Below are 19,698 nucleotides of genomic sequence, written 5' to 3' on the forward strand. Positions count from 1 at the left end.
CCTGGGTACGGGCATCGGAGCAGGCGCGCCCTGCTGCCCGCTTCCACCATCGCGAACCTTTTGCTGCTTCGCGCATGGTGTAGCTCCTTTTCACTCCTGCGAGCGTCGCCATGGCAGAACGGCAATGCGCCACGCACCGCGGCGTCACTTGTGCGCGCAGGCAATCCAGCCGCCGCGCTCGCGGCGTGTCTCGCCGCCCGCATCCGATGCTGTCTTACGAAATCGCGTCATCCACGCCGCGGCAACCGTTGTGCGCATTCATGCCTTCGCAAAGGACAGATGGCTAAGCTGCGCTGGACGCCACGGACGCATGAGAACGCACGATGTCGCAGCACGCCATCGAGGACCTGATCGAGAGCACGATCCACTTGGTCGACCGCAACGCACTGGACGGGCCAAACCAATCCGCGCTGATCCACGCACTGCTGCATCTGCAGGCGCGCTACGACACCAGCCTGACCTGGTTCCGGCTGCCCGAGGTGCTGCTGCGTCACGGCGTGCTGGTGCGTACGCCGGCGGAGGCCATCGCCGATGCCGGGCTGCGCGCGCAGGCGCTGGCCGCGGACGAGCCGGGCTGGGTCGGGCGCGATGACGATGCGGGCTACCTCGAATGGGAAGGCCGGGCGCGTGTGCTCTATCGGCAGGCCGATGCCGGCCAGGCCCTGCCGCTGCCGACGCTGTTGCGCAGCGTGCTCACGCTCGCCGACCAGGCCGACGAGACCGAACTGTTCACCGACTGGTACGCGCTGCTGGCGAACGGCTGGCTGGACGAGACATTCACCGCCGAGGACGGCGTGGCGCCCACGCTCGATGGCCTGCTCGCGTCGGACGACCTCCAGGCAATCCGCGCGTTGGCGGCGCGCCGTGGGCTCAAGCGCCGGCGTGGCGTGTCGCAGGACCTGGCGCTGCCGCGGCTGACGGACAGCAGCGAGAGCGACGAGGTCGAACGCAGCTTCGGCCTGCGCTTCTTCCTGGAGCCCAAGCGCAAGCCGTCCCTCCTGCTCGCCGCACGCGACAAGGCGCTGATCCAGCAGGCCAGGGTGCGCGAACTGATTCCCGCGCTGGTCGGGCAGGAGCTGGGCGCCGCCCTGCAGGCCGCCGGCTGGTCGCCGGTGCCGGCCAGCAGGGACGGTCAATGGTGTTGGATCCGCGAGCGCGACGGCAGCCGCCAGTTCGTCTGGGCCACCCATGAAATGAGCCAGGGCATGCTGATGATCCAGGCGGGCGTGCAGCACGCGCAACTGCTGGCATGGCAACGGCGTGAGGCCACCACGCAATTGCACGCCCTGCATTTCTACGCGATCGCCGCAGGATTCTTTGCCGAGGAGGTGAAGCAGAGCGCGGACATCGGCGATTTCGGCGGATGGGCGCTGGATGCCTCCAGGAACGATACGCAGCTGCGCGCCGCCATCGAGCGCCTGATTGCCGCGCTGCCCGCACTGGATGCGAACTACTTCGGCTTCATCGACCAGCAGTTCCCGGAGCCGTTTTTCGCCCGCGGCGCCGACACCCTGCTGCACCTGCTCGAAGATGGCGATGACGACGGCATGGTACCGCCGGACGTGCTGTTCGACAGCCCCGACAGCCTGTTGCTGGCCTTCGTCTTCCACCACCTGCAGCATGGCGACCAAGCCGGTGCCACGGCAATCGTCGAGCGCCTGCGGACACGCCAGGCCGAGCGCGGGCGCCTCAGCCCTTGGCATCGCGACCATGTGGCTCCGTTCCTGCAGCAGTGGGACGAAGGCCGGCGCGACATGGTGATGCCGCCGGTGCTGCATGCACTGCTGATCGGCCACCTGCGAGCTCAAGAATCAGGTTGAGCGGCGTCAATCACCTCGCCGGCACAGCTGAATCGGCTGTCGATCATGGGCACGACTTGAGTCGTCGGCGCTCGGCGACAGGCAGCGTGCGGCCGATGAACACGCGCAGCTTTCCGTTCGACGCCGTGGTCTGGCACTGGTATTGCCCCAGCCGGTTCGCACGATCCTGACGCAGTGAAGCGCATTCCATGCCGTGGCACCTGGCGTAGACAGCGGATCGTGCGTGTGCCGGATCATCCTCTCCATCACAGAATAACGCGCGTCGCGCTTCCTACAGTCGGCTCGGTCGCGGGGTCCCGCGGCCTTTCATCCACAGGAGAGCGACGATGAACCTCGAATGGTTGAGCGCGCGGCTGTCGGCAGCAGGAACGAAGACGATCAAGGTCCACTGCATGGGCCTGGCCCTGGCAGCGGCCATGGCAGGGCTGGCGTCAGGCGCCGCGAACGCCGCGACGCCGCAGGCGGCGCCGAGCGATGCGCTGACACGTGCCCAGGCGGTGGAGCACGATCTCCCCGCCATTGCGGCGGCGCTGGATGTCGATCCCGCACGCGCGCGCAGCATCATGAACGTGCAGGAGCACGCCGCCGACCTGGCGGACACGCTGCGCACGCAGTACGCCGATCGGCTCGCGGGCATGTACCTCGAACACGATCCGGTCGACAGGCTGGTCGTGCGCCTGACCGGCGACCAGGCGGTTCGCCCGCAGTTCCACACCTTCGGCACCGATGCGCTCGAAGTGACCTTCGAACCCGGCGCGACGCACACCGTCGCACAGCTCGCCAACGGGCTGGAACGGGCCATGGCCACGGGCCTGCGCGAGAAGGCATCCGGCATCCACGCCGGCTACGTCGACGAGCGCACGGGCACGATCGTCGTCGAGGTGGACCAGGGCACCCGCAACCCCGCCCGACTGATCGCGCAACTCGAGCAGCTCGCGGGCGTACCGGTGCGCATCGAAGCCTCGCCGCGTGCGGTGACGCAGGCGGTCTACGGCAGCGGCAGCATCTCCTCGCTGTGCACCACGGGCTTCGCGGTCAACCACGCGGCCAGCAACCAGCACGGCGTGCTGACCGCCGGGCATTGCGACACCGGCGCGGCACAGACCTACTCCGGCATCGACGGCGCATCGCACACGCTGAACGAGGTGGCGCTGCTGGCCAATGCCAATGCCGACCTGCTGCGCCTGGGCAACACCGCCGTCGCGTTCGGCGGCTACTTCTATGCCGACGCCTGGCGCGCGGCGACGGGCCGCCGCACCCGCGCGGCGACCACGACCGGCGCCGTGCACTGCCACTACGGACGCAACGGCGGCTACAACTGCGGCAGCGTGCAGTCGACGGTGGCCAACCCGGGCAGCATCTGCGGCCCCAGCAACACCTCCGCCTGCAATGCGGTGTACGTGCGCGTGGCCGGCAGCTCGCTGTTCTGCATCGGCGGCGACAGCGGCGGCCCGTGGTTCACCGGCACCACGCTTGCCGCGGGCATCCACTTCGCCGGGCCCACGGCAGGCGGCAGCCCGTGCTACTACACCAGCACCGACTGGGCCTACGACAGCATGGGACTCAACCTGCTCTATCCGTGAAGCGCAGGCGCGACATGATGCTGCGCAGCGTGTATTGGAGATCGGCCGGTGTATAAACGGCCGATCTTCTGGCGAACGTGGGAAGCACCATGCGAGTTCCGGGAATTGCATTGATGATGTGCCTGGGTGCAACGGGTTGCGGCGCGGCAGACGACACCACGCCAACGCCAGCGAGCGCACCGGCCGACGCAGCCGCGACGGCGCCGGCGGCCGCCACGCCGGACGAACGGATGGAGTCGGCCACTGGCCCGATCGTGGAGCGGATCCGCACGCAGTACGCCGAACGCCTGGCCGGGCTCTATTACGAGCGCGAGCAGAAGCGGATCGTGGTCAGGCTCACCGGCACGGAACCCGTGGCACCGGAAGCGCACACCGTTGCAGGCGGCACCTTGCAGGTCGTGTTCGAAACTGGCGCGGCCCACTCGTTCGCGGAATTGGAGCGGATCATGGCCGACAGCACCGCCAAGATCGCGGCGGCGCTGCCGACAGTGCACGGCCGCTACGTGGACGAGCGCACGGGCGCGATCGTCATCGCGGTCGCACCCGGCGGTGCGGACGGCAAGGCGAAGGAAGCGGAGCTGACCCAGTCGCTTGGAGTGCCGGTGCGCATCGAGGTGGAGGCACCTGCGGTGCCGCAGCGATAGCGGCACCGCGTTCTCAGGCACTGTCGCCGAACAGCACGAACATCAGCAGCGCCGCCGCCACGGCCAGGGCGATTCCGACCAGACGTACTCTCTGCCGGCGGGCGTTGCGCCGTTTGATGTCCGGCAAGTCGAACCAGTAGCCACTGTCCTGGTGCGGCGGGGAAGACTGGTTTCGCTTCGAAGATCCAGGAGACATGCGTCACTCCAGCTGCAACTTCGGTGGAGGCGTCGCACGCGCGCTGCCAGGACATGGCAACGTCGCGTGCGCCGCCGGTCGGTGTCGTGTCAGAAGCGGAACAGATAGCCGGCGGAGATCCGGGTCTGCCGCGATTGCTCGAGCAACGGGCTGTCCTTGATCCCATCGCCGAACTGGGTGCCGGCCACGTCCACGAAGAACGTGTGGCGCTCGGCAGGGCTGTAGTCCAGCCGCAGCCCCACCTCGACATTGACCGTGCCCTCGCCCTCGTAGGCCGGACGGGCCGCCGTGGCTTCCTCGGGACGCACGCCGTAGTAATAGGCCACGTACTTGTCGTCCACCCATTCCGCGGCCACACGCGGGGTCAGGCCGAAGCGACCCATGCCGAAGCGGTGTTCGGCCTGCACGCGCCCGCGCGCGCCCTCGCTCTTGTCCATCACGTCCACCAGGTACTCGGCGGAGATCTCGGCAAACGGGCTGTTCCAGGTCACCGCACCGCCGGCCCAGATGCTGTCGTCGCGCTCCTGCATGCCCTTCAGGTAATCGGAGTCGTCCGGGTCGTAGCCGTCCAGGGCGTAGCGCGCGCGCACGCGGAAGTTCAGCACGTCGCTGTCGTTGATCTTGAAGTCGAACCGCCCCGCATTGATCTCCGTCCAGCGGTTCTCGAAATAGACGATCGGCAGGCCCTTCGTTTCCTGGTCGTAGTCGCGGTAGGGGCGGTCGATCACCGCGGCGCCCAGCCCGATTCCCCAACGCGATGTCTTGGCCTCCGGCACCTCGGCCTCCTGGGCGCCGGCGGGCAGCGCAGCGGCCAGCCCGATGGAAAGGACACCGGCCCACCCCAGCGCAACGCGCGGCGACGATGTGGTTGGCGACGAACGACGAGATCCCTCATGACGCATCTTTGAATCCTCGATAGGGCCAGCCATCGGCGGCCGGCAAGCGGTTGGGGTCGCCCTGGCGGCAAGGCAGCTGCTCCCGCCCGATCGCCGCCGCGTCGCGTGGTGGGAACACAGCACTACTGACCGATCGGACGGTAGGAATCCTAACGCTATAATGACCGCGTGGTCATTACAAACCCGGCTACGGTAATTGGGCGTTCAGCTTGCGTCCGCCGACCGCCGCACCCGACGTGCACCGCATCGGCGCAAGCCAACCAGTGCCATAGCGGCCCAGCCGCTGCCCGCCGTCGTGGCACCACCCGCTACACTGGCCGGTCTAGGTCGCTTGCCGCGCTCGCAGACTTGCCGGACTGGTCTGCCGGGACCGGAACGGCCGAACGATGGAGGCAGCCTCATGGCGACGAAGAACGCGAAAAAGACGCCTGAAACGGCGGACGGCACCAAGAAGAAAAGAACGCGACTGCCCCCGGAGGTCCGCCGCAAACAGATCCTGGAGGCCGCGCTGGTCGAGTTCAGCGCGCAGGGTTTCGCCGCCACCAGCATCGCCATGATTGCGCGGCGCGTCGGCATCTCCAAGGCCAACGTCTACGTGCATTTCTCCAGCAAGGACGAGATCTTCGAAACCTTGCTGCGGTCGCTGTCCGCGCTGGGAAGGAACGAAGGCAACTGGCGCCAGATCGAGGACACCCACGACGTGCCCGGCTTCATCGACAACCTGATCGATGCCACCTATGCCTCGTTCACGCCCGAGGCCCTGGCCATCCTGCGGCTGATGATCGCCGAAGGGCATCGCATCCCGGACGTGCTGGCGAAGTGGAACGAATCCAACGCCGACGCCCGCGCCGAACGTCAGGCCATCGTCGACGAGCAGGTGGCCGCGGGTCGGATGAAGCGCAGCCCGCTCAGCGAACACTTCCACTTCGCCATGACCCCGTTCGTATACGCCAGCGTCGCCAAACTGGTGTTCGGCGACGCCGCCACGGAAGAAGTGGAACGCATGAAGGAAACGCACCGCAAGCTGCTGCATCAGCTGCTGGAGCCGTAAGCCGGTGACGCCGCCGGCACCTGGCGCATCGCCGGCGGCAGCGGAGCCGATAGCGCCGGAAACGCATGCCGTTGCAGGCAGCACGCTGCGGGTCGTGTTAGAACCCGGCGCACCCAACTCCTTCGTGGAGTTGAATCAGATCACGGCCACTAGTGCGGCCAGGATCCAAGCAGCATTGCCGACAGCGCATGCCGCTAAGTCGACGAACGCACGGGCGCGATCGCCATCGCGTCCCACCGACGATGTTGACGACAAGGCGAAAGAGGCGGAGCCGGCGCAATCGCTGGAGTACCAATGCGGATCGAGGCCGAGGCGCTTGCGGTGCCGCAGCAACAGCCGCTGCAGCGGTAGTAGCTCTGGCACGGTGGCGCGCCATGGCGCACGCAGAGCCGGCCTCGGCTCCACACATGCCTGGAGGTCGAACGTGCGCCACCGGTGCGGCCAGAACCGAAGCGCCCCCATTCTGCCGCCGTGCATTGCGTCGGCCGAAGCGGTCCGCTCCCGATCCTCCAACCTAGGTGAAAAACCTTCAAGACCGCTTCCTTACCGATCCGTTGATCGAGCGCCTGTCACCAACGCGCCGTAATCCACCGCCTGCCCCGGCCCACACCGGTCTGCCTCACATGCCCACGAGGAACGTCTGGCCGGTGTAGCGCCCCTGGAACACGTCGATGGGCTTCCCGGCCCACTGGGTGACCTCGGCATCCAGTGCGCGGTACTCGTCGCTGCTACGTTTGTAGGCGTACATCCTTCCCATCTGATAAACGCGTGCGCTGCCCGCGCCGTACACCTGGGACTCGGCATACCCACTGTTCAACACGGCTGCCAGCTTGGCGCCCGGCTCCACCGTCAGCACCCAACGCACCGGCTCATAGGAACTGAGCGCGAGGATGATGGGCTTTGCCGAGCGCCGCACGTGGACATGGACGGTCCCGGTGCGATGCGAGTTACCAGGCACGGCCACCGCATCGGCGCCCTCGTAGATCCCGACCGCCTCGATACGCGCTGTACGGCCTACTTCTGCCAGCGGCCCAGGCCGCGTCAGCGTCGGCGTGGATGCAGCCTGGGAGCCCCGGCGCTGGCTTGCTAACAAAATTGCAGTCCGCCTCGCCCACATTTGCGCCTGCTCAGCGGTCATAGCAGGATTGCCCGGGGCCGGAACGTCCATGGCACGCAGCTTGCCCAGCACGCCTTGGATCTGCGCCGCTCTTGCAGCATTCGTCTGCGCCACCGCCTGAGTGCGCATCTCCAGGTAGGCGCTCGCGTCCATCGGTGGTTGCGACACAAATTGATCCACAAGGCCAATCCTCGACCCATCGATGATGGCGTTGCGGTTCACCGATTGGATATAGATCACCCGGCTGGCGCTGGCCTGCGGAGAATCAATTTTCGCTAGGGTGCGCTTGCTGAGCGAATAGAGGTAGGCCTGGCTGCCATCAAGATCGTTGGTCAGAAAGCCTGTCAGTATCAGGCGATCGGTATCCGGGGTGGTGGTCACCGAATTCACCTTGAGCGGGTCCAGCGTGACGCTCGACATTTGCAACGAAGGCAACTGGATCCGCCTCACTGTGCCAGCGGTGGAGAACGCGAATGTTCCGTCGGACGACAGTTCCGCACCTCGCCATCCACCAGCCGGCATTTCCCGTTCGGAAAGCAACTGCACGGTCCAGCCACCGGAACCGCGGCGCAGTTCGATTTCCGCCGCGCTTTTCCACTTCATCAACACATAGCGCAACGGCTTCCCTGGCACGGGCAGAACGTTCTCAAGGCCTCCACCCGCTGCCATCGGAACGGGGGACGTCGTCCCGGTCGTGAAATCCAGGAAGACGATTCCGGCAATGGCGTTGTCCCCCGTACGCTCCGTTTGAGCCTCGTAGATCGCTCCTACGTCGCCGACCCAATGGAAGTCGAGCTGCCGCACGGGAAAGGTCGCGAGTATGTCGCCGGTCTCGGTCTCGCTGACCTGCGCCTGCGAATCGCCGTTGCTGCCAACCAGCAGACGCCCATTGGGCGAGAACGAGCCAGTGAGCCACCTCCCCTCGCCCTGCGCCACCACCTGGCCGCTACCGATGTCCACGACCATGTGCTTACCCGCCGTCTCCAACATCGCAACGCCCGCGCGCGGAGCGAACTTGACGCCTTGGATGTAGCTGGGCGCCGTCAGGACGCTCAGTGGAGATTTCGGCACTTCGCGCAATGGCGGAGCGGCCAGCAGCAGGCCAGCGCGTCGCAACCCCAACCACTGGCGTAATGCGTCGTCAGCACGTGCAAAACAGGCCTTGTCGGTCAGGCCGTTGCGAATGTCTTCCGCACTGGCAAATAGGGACGGCTCATAGCCACCGGAGCAGCTGCGCGCGCGCTGCGTCAAACGTGCCCGGTACTCCACCTCGAGTGGCGCCACATCCTGCGAAAACGATGTCGCGACTGCATTCAGCCGTGACTTGCTGGCCAAGACTTCGCTACTTGGAGGCATGGCCTCGTTGATCCGCTCCTCCGCCGACCGTCCAAGATTCCCGCAGCCTCCCAGGCAGGCCGCCATGGAAAGCAGCGCCACTATCCCTGTTACAGACTTCATGTCTTCCCCCTGATTGGATTCCTAGCCGGCTCCTACAGCGGCGACGGAATAATAGTGGATATCCCGGGCATTTTGGGTCGCCACTCCACGCCTCCCGAGGGAAAGGCAATTGGCGCCGGATCGAGGACACGCAGGATGTTACCGGCCTAATCGAAAATCTCGTCGGCCGACCTAGGCAATCCTTCAAGCCCGAGGCCTTGGCCGCCCTGCGGCTGATAGGGGATGGGACAAAGCGCAGGATCCAAGTTCGCGGCGTCGTTCACCGATCACCGCACGATGCGGGAATATCAGGCAGGACAAACCCGCCATCACTCGATCGCGTTGGGTAGCGCGGCGTTTCTATCCGGACGCACGGCTACGCTGATGTTCCTTGGCAGAACTGCACGCTCGCTCTGCACTCCTCTCAAGATTCCCACGCAGGCGTTGGTTCATACGCTCGATGCCATCGAGGCGCTGGAAGAGCCTGGACTCCGGGGGCAATAGCGCTTGAAGAGACCCACTGAACGGCACCGACCAGCTCTGTTTCAACGACTCAACCGGTCTTCCAGCGGGAACACCGGTATGCCAAGGCAGCATCAGCGCCATCTGCGAATTCGACGACATGACGATTGGCGGCCCATTACGGAAAACAATCTGCACCACGACAAACGGGTAATCGTCCGTCCATCGCATGCCATCGCCGTAAGACGCGTCGACGATGCCTTCAACCCCCTCACGCGCCACCTCCGCACGTGCCGCCGCAAGAATCTCCTCGGTACCGCATTCGGAAGCCGGGCTGCGCGTGACTGGCTTGAAGACAAGCAGACGTCGCGTGCTGACAGTCTTCGCGATCTCGTGAATCCCTTCTCGACGTGACCATGCAGGCGCATCGACTGCTCCAAGGAACTTCCGAAAATCGGCCTCCTGAATCCTGGCATCGATCACGCTGGGCGCTTTGCCGCCAGACCCAAGAAACCCCTTTATCTGGAAGCCACCCTGCGGCAACGGCCGGATGGTGAACTCTTCATTCACCGTGTCCCAGCCGCTGTGTTCGTAGTGGATCTCTACCTGCTGGATGGATCGCTCATCGAACGAGAGGGATTGCGGCTTTGGCTTCCCACTGCAGGCGACAAGTCCACCGCACAGGCTGATGGTCAGCCACAAAACACTCTCCCACCTCGGATAGAGATACCGCATTGGCTCGCTTTCCATCGAAGACGCTCGACCCAGTTGAACAGAATCAGGCGCGCCTCGTCTATGTCTATGCGCGCCGGCACTGACCTCCACTCAAGCGGCATGACCGTCCTCCTGACCTAGGGGACTAACGAGAAGAAGACGAATCTGGATCCGCGCATCGCGCAAGATCCCAAGCAGTCGCTTCAATCGCGCCCTGAGCGCGGAGGATCCATGTATTTTCTAGCCCATCTGATGAGGCTTGGCCTGCACCTGATTGAGCTGCTCCGCTTCCTGGGCCTGACGCTGCGCCTGGTTCAAGGACTGCAGTTGCGCCAGCGACTGTTCGACGGATTGGCCCAGGGCATCCTCGGTGCGCATGTGCGCGCGCAGATGCGCGGGATCGTTCAATGCGCCTTGGACAACGAACAGGTTCTCGCCCGCCCGTACATTGCGCGAGTCCTCGCTGAGTACCACATGATCGATCCGCGATAGCCCGTTCTCCTTTGCCAGACAGGCGGCGCTCGCTGCGAGCTTGGCGCTGTTGGCGTCGTACTCTCTCCCCAGGCCTTGTTCGAGAAGGCGTACGGCATCTTCTGCCTGCCGATGCAGCGGGTCGCGCTCGGGCGCAGCGCTGCCGTGGAGATCCAGGTAGCTCGGTGCGTCGCGCGCCGGTCGATTCACTTCCGGCGGGAACACGCGCGGCGCAATCTGCTGCAGCGTGGCGGGATCAAGGTCGCCCGTGGGCGTAAGACCTCGCGCCTGCTGATAGTTGATGACGGCCGGCTGCATGGACAGGCGATAGACGCCATCTTCTTGCAAAGGCTGCCCATCCGCACCGTGGAAGCCTTCTGCATTCAACACCCGTTGGGCATGCTGCACGACATCCGAGGATTCGCCAATGCGGATGATGCCATCATCGATAACGGGCCTTGGCTCGATGCCATGTGTCCGCCTACCTGGATCGAGGGAAAGCCGGCCGCTTGCAATGTCCTGCATGTAGTTTTCGGCTTGCTGGTAGTAGCGCGTATCGATTTCCATGTGCACGTGCTTACCCGCAGCAGGAAGGCCTCTATTGCTCTGAGTACCCAAGGCCTGGCCGTACTCTACGGTATTGCCTACGGATACGCTGATGGGATCCATATGCAGTATGCGCGCCACAAGCTCGCCACCCTGCCGATCATAGATGTCGACTGCACCGAATCCGTTGGAGTCGACCCGAGCAACATATCCAGCAACGGGCGACGGAACGTCCACTGCCCGCACACCCGCTCCGCCGGATGCAATACGGCTATCCTCCAGCATGAAGTCCTTGATCAGGAGCACTTGGTCCTCGCGCAATGCACTTGCCGGACCTCCGTCGGTTCTTCGGGTCTCGAGCTCTTGTATCTCGCCACCAATCACGCCGTAGGAGCGAGTACGCGAATTCTCGACATTCACCGGGATTCCATCCACGACTTGGGCACCGGCATTCGACACGGGATGATGGATAACGAGGCCTTCGAGGTCCTCTACAGCGCGGTTGCCCAATCTTGCGCTATGCAGTTGTTGCAGCCTGTACGGAACAGGCTCTTGACCATTTCCGGATTGCTCTTCCTGTGCCATTTCCACCAACTCCTTGATCGATTGTGCTGTTCTTGGCTATTTGCAACGACGATAGTGCCGGGTCGATTCACCATCGGAGATGGTGAGATGATCGCCCTTGAGGATGTACAAATCGGCTGTCTTGATGCCCGGTGCGTTATCCGACGTAGCTGTCACCGCCCAAGCTAGAGGATTCACAGATACCCGCTTGATGGAGACGGGAGTCTCTCGATGCTCATAACCAACTAGCCGTCCCTTTTCCACACGCATCGGCGAATCTGCATCGGGGTTGACTGGCAGCTTGCAAGACTGTGGCCCAATATCCCAAGTACCCCGGAGCTCCGTAGGATACGCAACCGCCAGATGGCCACTTGTCGCGCATGCGCAGCAGGAGATCATGGACAGCGCTGCAGCCAATAAAGTGCCACTCAATTCTCGCATAGCAACTCCTGTTGTCTCTTAGATAGCGTAGCGAATTCCCAACAGTGTCCCTAGCTCGACTACATCAGGATGCGATTCGACAAACATCTTCGCATCAACAGATGGACGAGCAAAGTCTTTAGCTGATTCGTGCGCACACTCATTGTTCATCCTCGGAATCCATACAATCCTCATCAAAAGGCGCTTCCTTGCCTGCGATGTCTGGATGAAGCGCAACGCTACGGCGATAGTCGGAACCGTACTTCTGATATCGAACAAGTTGCCCATTTTCTAGCTGAAACTTGTCATCTGGACCTGAGAACGCGGGGCACGCGGCGTAGCCTTTTTCTCCGTCATCGCTGCAGTAGCGGACATACAACACGGTTCCATGCACTTGTCCCTGCAGCTGCCCATCACTGCCGCGTACGTTGGTTCCCTCGCTCCAATCTCCCGTCACGCGATCACCGTGCTGTTGCAGATGCAAGCTCAGATAGTGGCCCGAGTCGCATTTCTCGGCATACCCCCACTCCCCGGAAAACGCAGGAGGCCTGCTCGCGGAAGCGGAGCTGGCACACGACGTGATCAACCCCATTGCCACACCTAGAGCGGCGACTGGAAAGCCCAACCTGCGTCGTTTTTGCCTAGCCATCGGTCACTCCTTCGACATGGTCTGCGGCTCGTATGCGCGGAAGATAGCAATTAGACCTGCGGCATTCCACAGATCTGCGAGATGAATCTGCATCGCTCCGCCAGCCTACCGGCGGAGCGTTCTTGCCTCCCCCAGTCATGGGGCATCAATGCAACAACTCGCCTCCGGCAGGCTGTTCGTCCCACTGCACCGCATAGACAGCCCGCTCCTCGCGTACGCCATTGGGCGTGGGTTCGCGCAGCGGCTGGCGCTCGATCTGCAGCAGCAGCGCCCGCATCGCGTTCGCTGCATCGCAGAGCGTGTCGCCCACCGCTGGTAATGCCTGGCCGGCAAGCCCGGTTGCATCGCCAACCGCCACCACCCGGGCATGGGCCGAGACGGTCTCGGCCAGCAGGGTGAGTTGGTCGAGTTGCGCCAGCGTGATGCGGAAGGCGCCGCCGCCCACGTCCGGCGCCGCCTCGACGGTGGCAGCGGGCCGGGCGCCGTGCGTCGTGTCGGTCCGCTGCGCAGGATAGGACAGCGCGTCCAGCACCAGTTCCACCTGGTCGGCCAACAGCTCCAGACAGAGCGCCAGCTCGCCCATGCGCACTTTGGGCTCGGCGGCACGCTCCTCGTCCGGCGTGCGTGGCTGCGCCAGCCGGACCAGGAACCTCACGTGATCGTGCAGCTTCGCCAGCCGGAACTGGCTCTCCTCCGGCAGGAAATAGCCGGGCATGTCTTCATCGTCCAACCGGTCGTACGCCATCGTTGCCTCCTCGCTCCATGAAGGGGTCCGGCCGCCACGAACGGCGGGCGGGAAGTCGGGAGGTTCGAAACCGCTAACAGACGGCGGGCGTATTTCCCCGAAGGGTGTTGTATTAGCCGCCCTCCCGACGTAGGCATCGCGTCGGCTTGCGCCCGAGCCTCGGGCACAAAAAACCCACCGGTTTGTCGGAGGTGGGTACCGCTGTTAGAGGAGTTTCGACGCTCCGCTCAACCAGGCTGCCAAAACATGCGCCGCATGTCAACTGCCTGGATAAAGTTCCGGTCACGATCTAGTAGACAATATCGCCATCAACCTTCTCACTAGAATTTCTTTGAAAATCGCCTTATTAGCGGGCCAAGTGCTTGCAAACTTAGCGAACCCTCGCTTAACTAGCCATACCAGTGACGCTGCTGTTCTATAAAGGGTATGAACATGGACCAGGAGAAGGTATTTGACTTGGAGAAGTTCAAATTCTCTCAACTTGAAGCGTTGTCTCAATACGATAGGCAGCTTGAGAGGCTGAGGCTAGGACGCAAAGAGATCACCTCAATTGAGACAGCTGTCCGAGGCGCAGTAAAAAACCTAGAGCGGGGCGCCCGCTCTTTTGTAATTTATGGCGAGCCCCAAAGTGGCAAAACAGAGATGATGATATGCCTGACCGGCAAGCTTATCGACATGGGACAGCAGCTCATCATTCACTTACTGAATGACAGCGTCGATTTACTTACACAGAATCTCGGAAGATTCAAAGAATCCGGATTATCTCCGGCCGCCAGAAACTTTAGTGAGATTCTAGATCCCGCTGTCAAGATGAAAGGGAATGCATATATAGTTTTTTGCAAAAAGAACGGCTCTGACCTTCGGAAACTTATTGAAAAAATATCTGGAATCGAACCCGTTGTGGTCATCGATGATGAAGCAGACTATGCATCCCCCAACTCTAAGGTTAACCGACCCGGAGAACGCACCCCAATTAACGACTTAATTCATCAAATACTTAACAAAAGTGGCATATATATCGGAGTCACGGCCACACCGGCCCGTCTTGATTTGAATAACACTTTTGATAATGACAGCAAATACTGGGTTGACTTTCCAGCCCACTCGCATTACACGGGGCAAGACATTTTTTTCCCGATGGAAAGCCAGCCAAAATATCAACGCACGCTACTTCCAGATGCGGGCGACGACCCGAAGTATTCTCGCCAGGCACTTTTTGGATTTCTTGTTAACGCAGCCCACTTGAACATTACCGTTCTAGAAAGAGAACGTAACTTTTCTTTCCTCATTCACACCAGCGGGAAAAAGATCGATCATAAAAGCGATTGGGGTGTTATCCATTCAACTCTCACAGCCTTAGCTGATGAAAAAAGCGCGGAATTTGCGCGCTATGTGGAAGCAATCTGGTTCCTCGCGCGATCTCGATATCCAGAAGCCGATACAGATGAGATAACTCGATATATATTGAGAAATATATCAAGGCACGCACTTGTTGTATTGAACAGCGAGCGTGACTGGAAGGACAATTCTAGTGCAGCCACAAATCCCCAAAGTTTATTTACCATAATAATTGGCGGAAATATCGTCTCTCGCGGCGTAACATTAAACAATCTGCTTTCAATGTTTTTCACACGCGACGTTAAACATAAAATCCAGCAAGACACTTATATTCAGCGCGCGCGCATGTTTGGGGCCAGAGGTGAATACCTGGCGTTTTTTGAGTTGACAATTCCGCAGGCGCTTTACTTAGACTGGCATCGTTGCTTCGTTTTTCACAAATTGGCACTTTCGGCTATTCGTGAGGGGCTTGGCTCGCTTGTATGGATCGGAGACAGCAGGATTTCGCCGGTCTCTTCTAGTAGTATCAATCGTGGAACAGTTGATCTTGACCGTGGCGAGATGGCATTCCCAATCTTTGACCTTACAGACAAGATTATTTCAATTTCAAGCGGAACCGACGAATCACTTGCGAGGTTGCGCGCTTTAGCAGAGATAATTGAGGATACTAATCTTCCCCAGTATTTGATTCGATTTATTGAAAGAACGTCCGCAGGCCAGTACGGTCTAGTTGCCCTACATCCACCGATGAATATAACAGGGTACACCGACGCAAATCACGAACAAATTTCTCGCGCCAAAGGCTTTATCGGTAACACTCAGCTCAATAAGTCACCAACAGCTGTGCACCACGTGTTCTTGGCGCGCAACAACCAAGGCAAAGCTCGTATTATCTATAAATACCGAGGCAACATTCAGTTTATTAAGAACATGACCAATGATCCCTGAGTACCAAATGCGACATGGATCTATTCTATCGGCCCTAATAGCGGACGTTGGAAGAGAGATCCGAATTCAAGGACTTGACAAAGATGGTCGTCGAGCAAACTACTTATTCGATGGAAGTACCATGGTTCACATCAAGCACGCGTCACAGCGCATCACACCCTGGCATTTCCAGTTCACTCAAGATGTTACTGCCGAATTAACAGAAATGAGCGAGCGTTGGACGGCTTTTATTGCACTGGTATGCGGAACCGACGGATATTGCGCAATACCGATGCAACTAGCGCTATCTCAGACAAAGCACGGACAGTCTCTTTGGTTTAGAGCGAGCCGGACAGCTCGGAAGCAATATTCAATCCATGGACCTCGTGGAACCCTGAGTGGAAAATTTGAGAAAAATTTAAATTGCATTATCGATCAGATCAATTCTGCGTCAACGTAAAGGCTTCTACGCTTTCCTTACGCATCCTATTCTCGATGATACTGCCAGGTGAACTTATCGGAAGATATCGCCGACCTCCTGGTATCTCCCTTGTCTGCCTTGAAATGGAAACAAATCCCTCTTTTTCGGCAAGCCAAGAAAAGAGATCAGAACTTCTCACTTCAACGCCTCGAACCATAGAGTCCGCGAGAACTAAAACCAGGCGACCGCCAGGCTTAAGAGCGGACCTCATTTGCCGCATCACATCATGTGCGTCTGATGCATATTTGCAGATGATTGTCTGCTGTCGCCTTGGAAGCTGACCAATATCTGGGATAATGTTTTCGATGCCTGGAAACATAAAAACATCAAAGTGCCTATTTTTACCAGATCGCTCAGTGCCAACTGAGTTGGCACGGATCTTCCTAAGATCGGGAATGGTATACCCGAGCCACGTCAAAGCAAGCTTATGTCCCCTCAAATAATCAATCGCATTCAGATAAGGCGGGGACGTAAATATCGCATCAACCTTACCTATCCCCATCTTAGTTAATGCTCGACAGTCACCTTTATAAACATCGGCCTGCCCTACCTTTGCTTGTTCGGCCAAAAGGGTACATACAGTTGAAACAGCAGAAATAAATCCCCCATAGACATCGTAGTTATTTTCGTCCCGAACCCTATGGGGCCTGCTGTGGGACACATCCCAAGCGAGCGATGCGCCGACTTTTTTGGTCACAATGGTTCTGCTTAAACAGAGAGCAAGAACTTGAGTCAACTCCGGAAGCTCTTTTCTAAGCTCATAAAGTCCAAACACCAACCTTGCCAAATGTGTTCTTTGAGGGTCAGCAAACCAGTACTCAAGAAAATTTCTGGTTTCTACACAAAGTCGAACTTGAGGCAACGATGTAAAACGAGCACGCGACCGCTTTGCCGCATCCACAAGCTGTAGAGCAGCCGTCTTCACGTGCTCCGACCTTGGAGAACTAAGCCAAACACGGCTCATTAGGACAGCAAGCGGGTCCACGTCGATACCAATTGCTCGATGCCCTTTGGCAACCGCCTGCTTAAGTACGACCCCGGACCCACACATCGGATCAAGAACCACCGACTGCTTAGGAAGATCATCCAGCCAGCATGCAATTGCATCTGTGGCCATCCGAGCAGGAAATGGATGTATGGCTCGCACTGATATCTCTACAAGTTGATTAGTACCGTACTATAAACCTGATTTGCGAATTTTTAAATAGGGAACTAAAATGTGCAGCAACGCTAAAAACCTAACAGTACTGGCTCGACCACTCATATCGTCCAGTCGCTCAGCTATGTCAAGCGCGTTACATTTAGCACAATGTCAAGATCAGGTGTCAGCTCACACATGCTCTCTATCTGTAAGCACCACATCCAATTTGAGTGATTTACCAACCCCACTTAAGCCTATCGTAGAAGCAAGCCAGCTTTCGATAACTGCTAGCATAATTGGATCGCTCATAATCCATCTTCTCCTCATTCCCTATTAAAAAACACCTTAATGCCTCCAAATCTATTTTCCCGGGATGCAAAAATGGAATGTATGCCGCTGCATTCTCAGGCGTGCAGCCAGCAATCACCTCCTCTGCATTCGAATTCCTCCAGCGCCGCCTAAAAGGCGCGGCATATTGCTTGGTCCTAAAATCCTTAACATCTCTGTCCACCCATTTATCAAGAGCGAGACCACTGGCTATATATTCATCCCGCGAATTTATACCAATTGCTCTAAGATACTTCATTACAGGAACATTCTTTGTGTTCCGCCCGGCGGACCTGATAGCGAAATCGACAATTTGGCGCGCGTCATACGCCCTATCTTCATGCAAAAGATCATGTATTAAATCCTGATTTTCTATAGCAGCGTATCCAATTCCAGCAAGAGCGGGAGCGTGCCCTGCTCCAACTACACCGACCCCCACTAAAAACTCAACGTCGTCCTTATTATCTATTTCATCAATACCAACTACACAGAGTTTTTTCTCAGGTTCAGCTGATTGCACCAGCTCGTAAAGCTGCTCCTTACAGAAACGAAGGACTCTCGCTGGAATCTTACGCTTTGTTTTATCTATAGCTTCGTAGATTTCTATAAAATTATCCGTCTTGATAAGGACCAGTGGTATCTGGACGCCATCCACTGTCATATATGTATCAGAAATCGAGTGATTTTCTCCGACGCTGGGGCGTTGAATGAAAATCAAATTTTTGCGAAGCTGATCGATCTTGTCTCTTCCTATGCAAAGAGAAATCGATTTAAGTAATGACTGAATATTAGAATCCGAAATTGAGTAGCCCATGAAGATAACGGGATGCTCAACAAATAGAGTTATTAATTTCGCCGCAAGGTATGCATTTCTTTCGTTAAATTTATCGTAGTCAGAATCTGACAGCACAAGCGATTCTGGCCTTCCACAGCTACCGTGGATTTTGTATATTTCGCCAATTTCCTGGGGGTTCGAAAAAAGCAACTCCTCTTGACCGACGTACACCTTGTAATCGGGAAATACCTGCTCTAAGAACAAGTCCCAATTTGTAGTTATCACTCCGTCCACATTCAAATTTGATAGTAACCTGACTTCATCAGCATAGGAGGTTGAAAGTGCTATCGCCTGGTCAAGGCTTTTCAGATACTCGCAAATTTCTATCCTGAGTGCAGAAGACTCGTTAATTGCCTTTTCTCGAAACCTATCAACGCTTGCTATATAGTCGGAGGAGGACCACCAATGCGCGTTGAAGTCTCTAGCAAGAATTTGTGCTGCGAGCGGATAGCTCCCATTGGCTGTAGAGAGATAATACTCAAAAGGCTTGCCCGTAACACAGAATTTTGAAAGCAACCCCTTCCAATCCTCCAACCCAAGATAACGACGTGACAAACCTGAACCCACAAAAAGAAAAGGGCCGGCGGGTTTTGAGGAGAAAATATCAACGAGAGCAGTCCCGATATTCAACGTGCACTCCAACGCAGAGAGTAAAGCTACAGCAACCCAAGTAAGTCACCTTAGCTATTTTGAAAGCTCAATAGAACCAAAAAAGATTCGATTGCTCGGGTCAATCCTGTACTGTTTGATCGCGCAAGTCATATTTTCCCAGTTATCTTGCGCTCCTTTGGCGTCCAACACGGTGAAGTGTATTGGCACGAAAGTACCAACCTGGCCTGCAAAGGCACGCTGTCAGCTGCGATCACCTGTGCCTGTGCCAAATACCGCAGCAATTCCTCTTCCCATCACGCCGCCACATCCACGTATTCAACCTGACTCGACGGCAGCGGAATCACCTCCCCATCCTCGCGCATACCCGCCAGATGCAACTCGATCGCCTCGCGGATCAATCCCTCAACCTCCGCGGTGGTCGCACCCGTCGCTACACAACCAGGGAGATCCGGCACGTAGGCAGAGTAGTTGTTACCCGCTTGCTCGATGACGACGGCGTAACGCATGGCGATTACCTCTTCAGGCCGGCCTGTTTGAGAATGCTGTTCAGGGTGCCGGGAGCCACATCATCGCTCGGCTTGCCGGCAACTGTCACGCGGCCTGGGTAGACAGGATGCTTGAACTGGCGGTGGCTGCCGGCCTGGCCGACTTGCTGCCAGCCTGCGTCCTTGAGTTGTTGCAGCACGTCGCGGATTTTCGGGGGCATGTCGCGGTCCTTGCGA

General features: G+C 58.9%; 16 protein-coding genes and 1 pseudogene. 5 read left to right on the top strand and 12 right to left on the bottom strand.

The features are described from left to right. Positions 1 to 1,547 precede the first annotated feature (1,547 nt). From OCJ37_RS21025 to OCJ37_RS18350, 3 genes are all read left to right on the top strand, one after another. Entirely contained in the window at positions 1,548 to 1,820 is a 273-nt protein-coding gene (locus OCJ37_RS21025; protein WP_317633235.1) for a hypothetical protein, read from the top strand. A gap of 326 nt (positions 1,821 to 2,146) precedes the next feature. Further along, the gene (locus OCJ37_RS18345; protein ID WP_263111126.1) at positions 2,147 to 3,403 is read left to right on the top strand and encodes a chymotrypsin family serine protease; all 1,257 of its coding nucleotides are present in this window, start codon (positions 2,147 to 2,149) and stop codon (positions 3,401 to 3,403) included. A gap of 113 nt (positions 3,404 to 3,516) precedes the next feature. After that, the gene (locus tag OCJ37_RS18350; protein ID WP_263111127.1) at positions 3,517 to 4,047 is read left to right on the top strand and encodes an alpha-lytic protease prodomain-containing protein; all 531 of its coding nucleotides are present in this window, start codon (positions 3,517 to 3,519) and stop codon (positions 4,045 to 4,047) included. Positions 4,048 to 4,060: 13 nt separating this feature from the next. Here the strand turns inward: OCJ37_RS18350 and OCJ37_RS18355 are convergent, their stop codons facing one another. Both OCJ37_RS18355 and OCJ37_RS18360 read right to left on the bottom strand, forming a co-directional pair. Then, positions 4,061 to 4,243, bottom strand: coding sequence for a hypothetical protein (locus OCJ37_RS18355; protein WP_263111128.1), 183 nt, complete (start codon positions 4,241 to 4,243; stop codon positions 4,061 to 4,063). 89 nt (positions 4,244 to 4,332) lie between these two features. Further along, positions 4,333 to 5,019: a MipA/OmpV family protein gene (locus tag OCJ37_RS18360; protein ID WP_263111129.1), complete on the bottom strand. Its 687-nt coding sequence runs from the start codon at positions 5,017 to 5,019 to the stop codon at positions 4,333 to 4,335. Between the two features lie 316 nt (positions 5,020 to 5,335). Here OCJ37_RS18360 and OCJ37_RS18365 point away from each other — a divergent pair, with 316 nt between their 5' ends. Next, positions 5,336 to 6,190, top strand: a complete 855-nt coding sequence (locus tag OCJ37_RS18365; protein WP_263111130.1) for a TetR/AcrR family transcriptional regulator — start codon at positions 5,336 to 5,338, stop codon at positions 6,188 to 6,190. A gap of 619 nt (positions 6,191 to 6,809) precedes the next feature. Here the strand turns inward: OCJ37_RS18365 and OCJ37_RS18370 are convergent. The 6 genes and pseudogenes from OCJ37_RS18370 to OCJ37_RS18390 all read right to left on the bottom strand — a co-directional run bounded on the left by OCJ37_RS18370 (position 6,810) and on the right by OCJ37_RS18390 (position 13,315). Then, entirely contained in the window at positions 6,810 to 8,765 is a 1,956-nt protein-coding gene (locus OCJ37_RS18370; protein WP_263111131.1) for a WD40 repeat domain-containing protein, read from the bottom strand. Positions 8,766 to 9,104: 339 nt separating this feature from the next. Continuing rightward, positions 9,105 to 9,941 carry a hypothetical protein gene (locus tag OCJ37_RS18375; protein ID WP_263111132.1) on the bottom strand — a complete coding sequence of 279 codons (837 nt, stop codon included), beginning with the start codon at positions 9,939 to 9,941 and terminating at the stop codon, positions 9,105 to 9,107. 219 nt (positions 9,942 to 10,160) lie between these two features. Continuing rightward, on the bottom strand, positions 10,161 to 10,958 hold the full coding sequence (locus tag OCJ37_RS21030; RefSeq protein ID WP_317633236.1) for an XVIPCD domain-containing protein: 798 nt from the start codon (positions 10,956 to 10,958) through the stop codon (positions 10,161 to 10,163). 45 nt (positions 10,959 to 11,003) lie between these two features. Beyond that, positions 11,004 to 11,522, bottom strand: a pseudogene (locus OCJ37_RS21035) (peptidoglycan-binding protein); the annotation flags it as partial. A 559-nt stretch (positions 11,523 to 12,081) separates the two neighbouring features. Further along, complete coding sequence (locus OCJ37_RS18385; protein ID WP_317633237.1) at positions 12,082 to 12,378, bottom strand: hypothetical protein; 297 nt, start codon at positions 12,376 to 12,378, stop codon at positions 12,082 to 12,084. 337 nt (positions 12,379 to 12,715) lie between these two features. Further along, the gene (locus OCJ37_RS18390; RefSeq protein ID WP_263111135.1) at positions 12,716 to 13,315 is read right to left on the bottom strand and encodes an XAC0095 family protein; all 600 of its coding nucleotides are present in this window, start codon (positions 13,313 to 13,315) and stop codon (positions 12,716 to 12,718) included. A gap of 432 nt (positions 13,316 to 13,747) precedes the next feature. Here OCJ37_RS18390 and OCJ37_RS18395 point away from each other — a divergent pair, with 432 nt between their 5' ends. After that, the gene (locus OCJ37_RS18395) at positions 13,748 to 15,601 is read left to right on the top strand and encodes a Z1 domain-containing protein (protein ID WP_263111136.1); all 1,854 of its coding nucleotides are present in this window, start codon (positions 13,748 to 13,750) and stop codon (positions 15,599 to 15,601) included. A 419-nt stretch (positions 15,602 to 16,020) separates the two neighbouring features. On the opposite strand, the gene OCJ37_RS18400 is transcribed toward OCJ37_RS18395, so the two are convergent. From OCJ37_RS18400 to OCJ37_RS18415, 4 genes are all read right to left on the bottom strand, one after another. Further along, entirely contained in the window at positions 16,021 to 16,986 is a 966-nt protein-coding gene (locus tag OCJ37_RS18400; protein ID WP_263111137.1) for a hypothetical protein, read from the bottom strand. Positions 16,987 to 17,437: 451 nt separating this feature from the next. After that, positions 17,438 to 18,994 carry an SIR2 family protein gene (locus OCJ37_RS18405; RefSeq protein WP_263111138.1) on the bottom strand — a complete coding sequence of 519 codons (1,557 nt, stop codon included), beginning with the start codon at positions 18,992 to 18,994 and terminating at the stop codon, positions 17,438 to 17,440. Between the two features lie 275 nt (positions 18,995 to 19,269). Further along, a complete protein-coding gene (locus tag OCJ37_RS18410) occupies positions 19,270 to 19,482 on the bottom strand; it encodes a type II toxin-antitoxin system HicB family antitoxin (protein WP_053841641.1) in 213 nt (70 codons plus the stop codon). 5 nt (positions 19,483 to 19,487) lie between these two features. Continuing rightward, the gene (locus OCJ37_RS18415) at positions 19,488 to 19,682 is read right to left on the bottom strand and encodes a type II toxin-antitoxin system HicA family toxin (protein WP_263111139.1); all 195 of its coding nucleotides are present in this window, start codon (positions 19,680 to 19,682) and stop codon (positions 19,488 to 19,490) included. Positions 19,683 to 19,698: the final 16 nt, after the last annotated feature.

Origin of the sequence: Xanthomonas sp. AM6 (genome assembly GCF_025665335.1) — a bacterium.
GTDB lineage: Bacteria > Pseudomonadota > Gammaproteobacteria > Xanthomonadales > Xanthomonadaceae > Xanthomonas_A.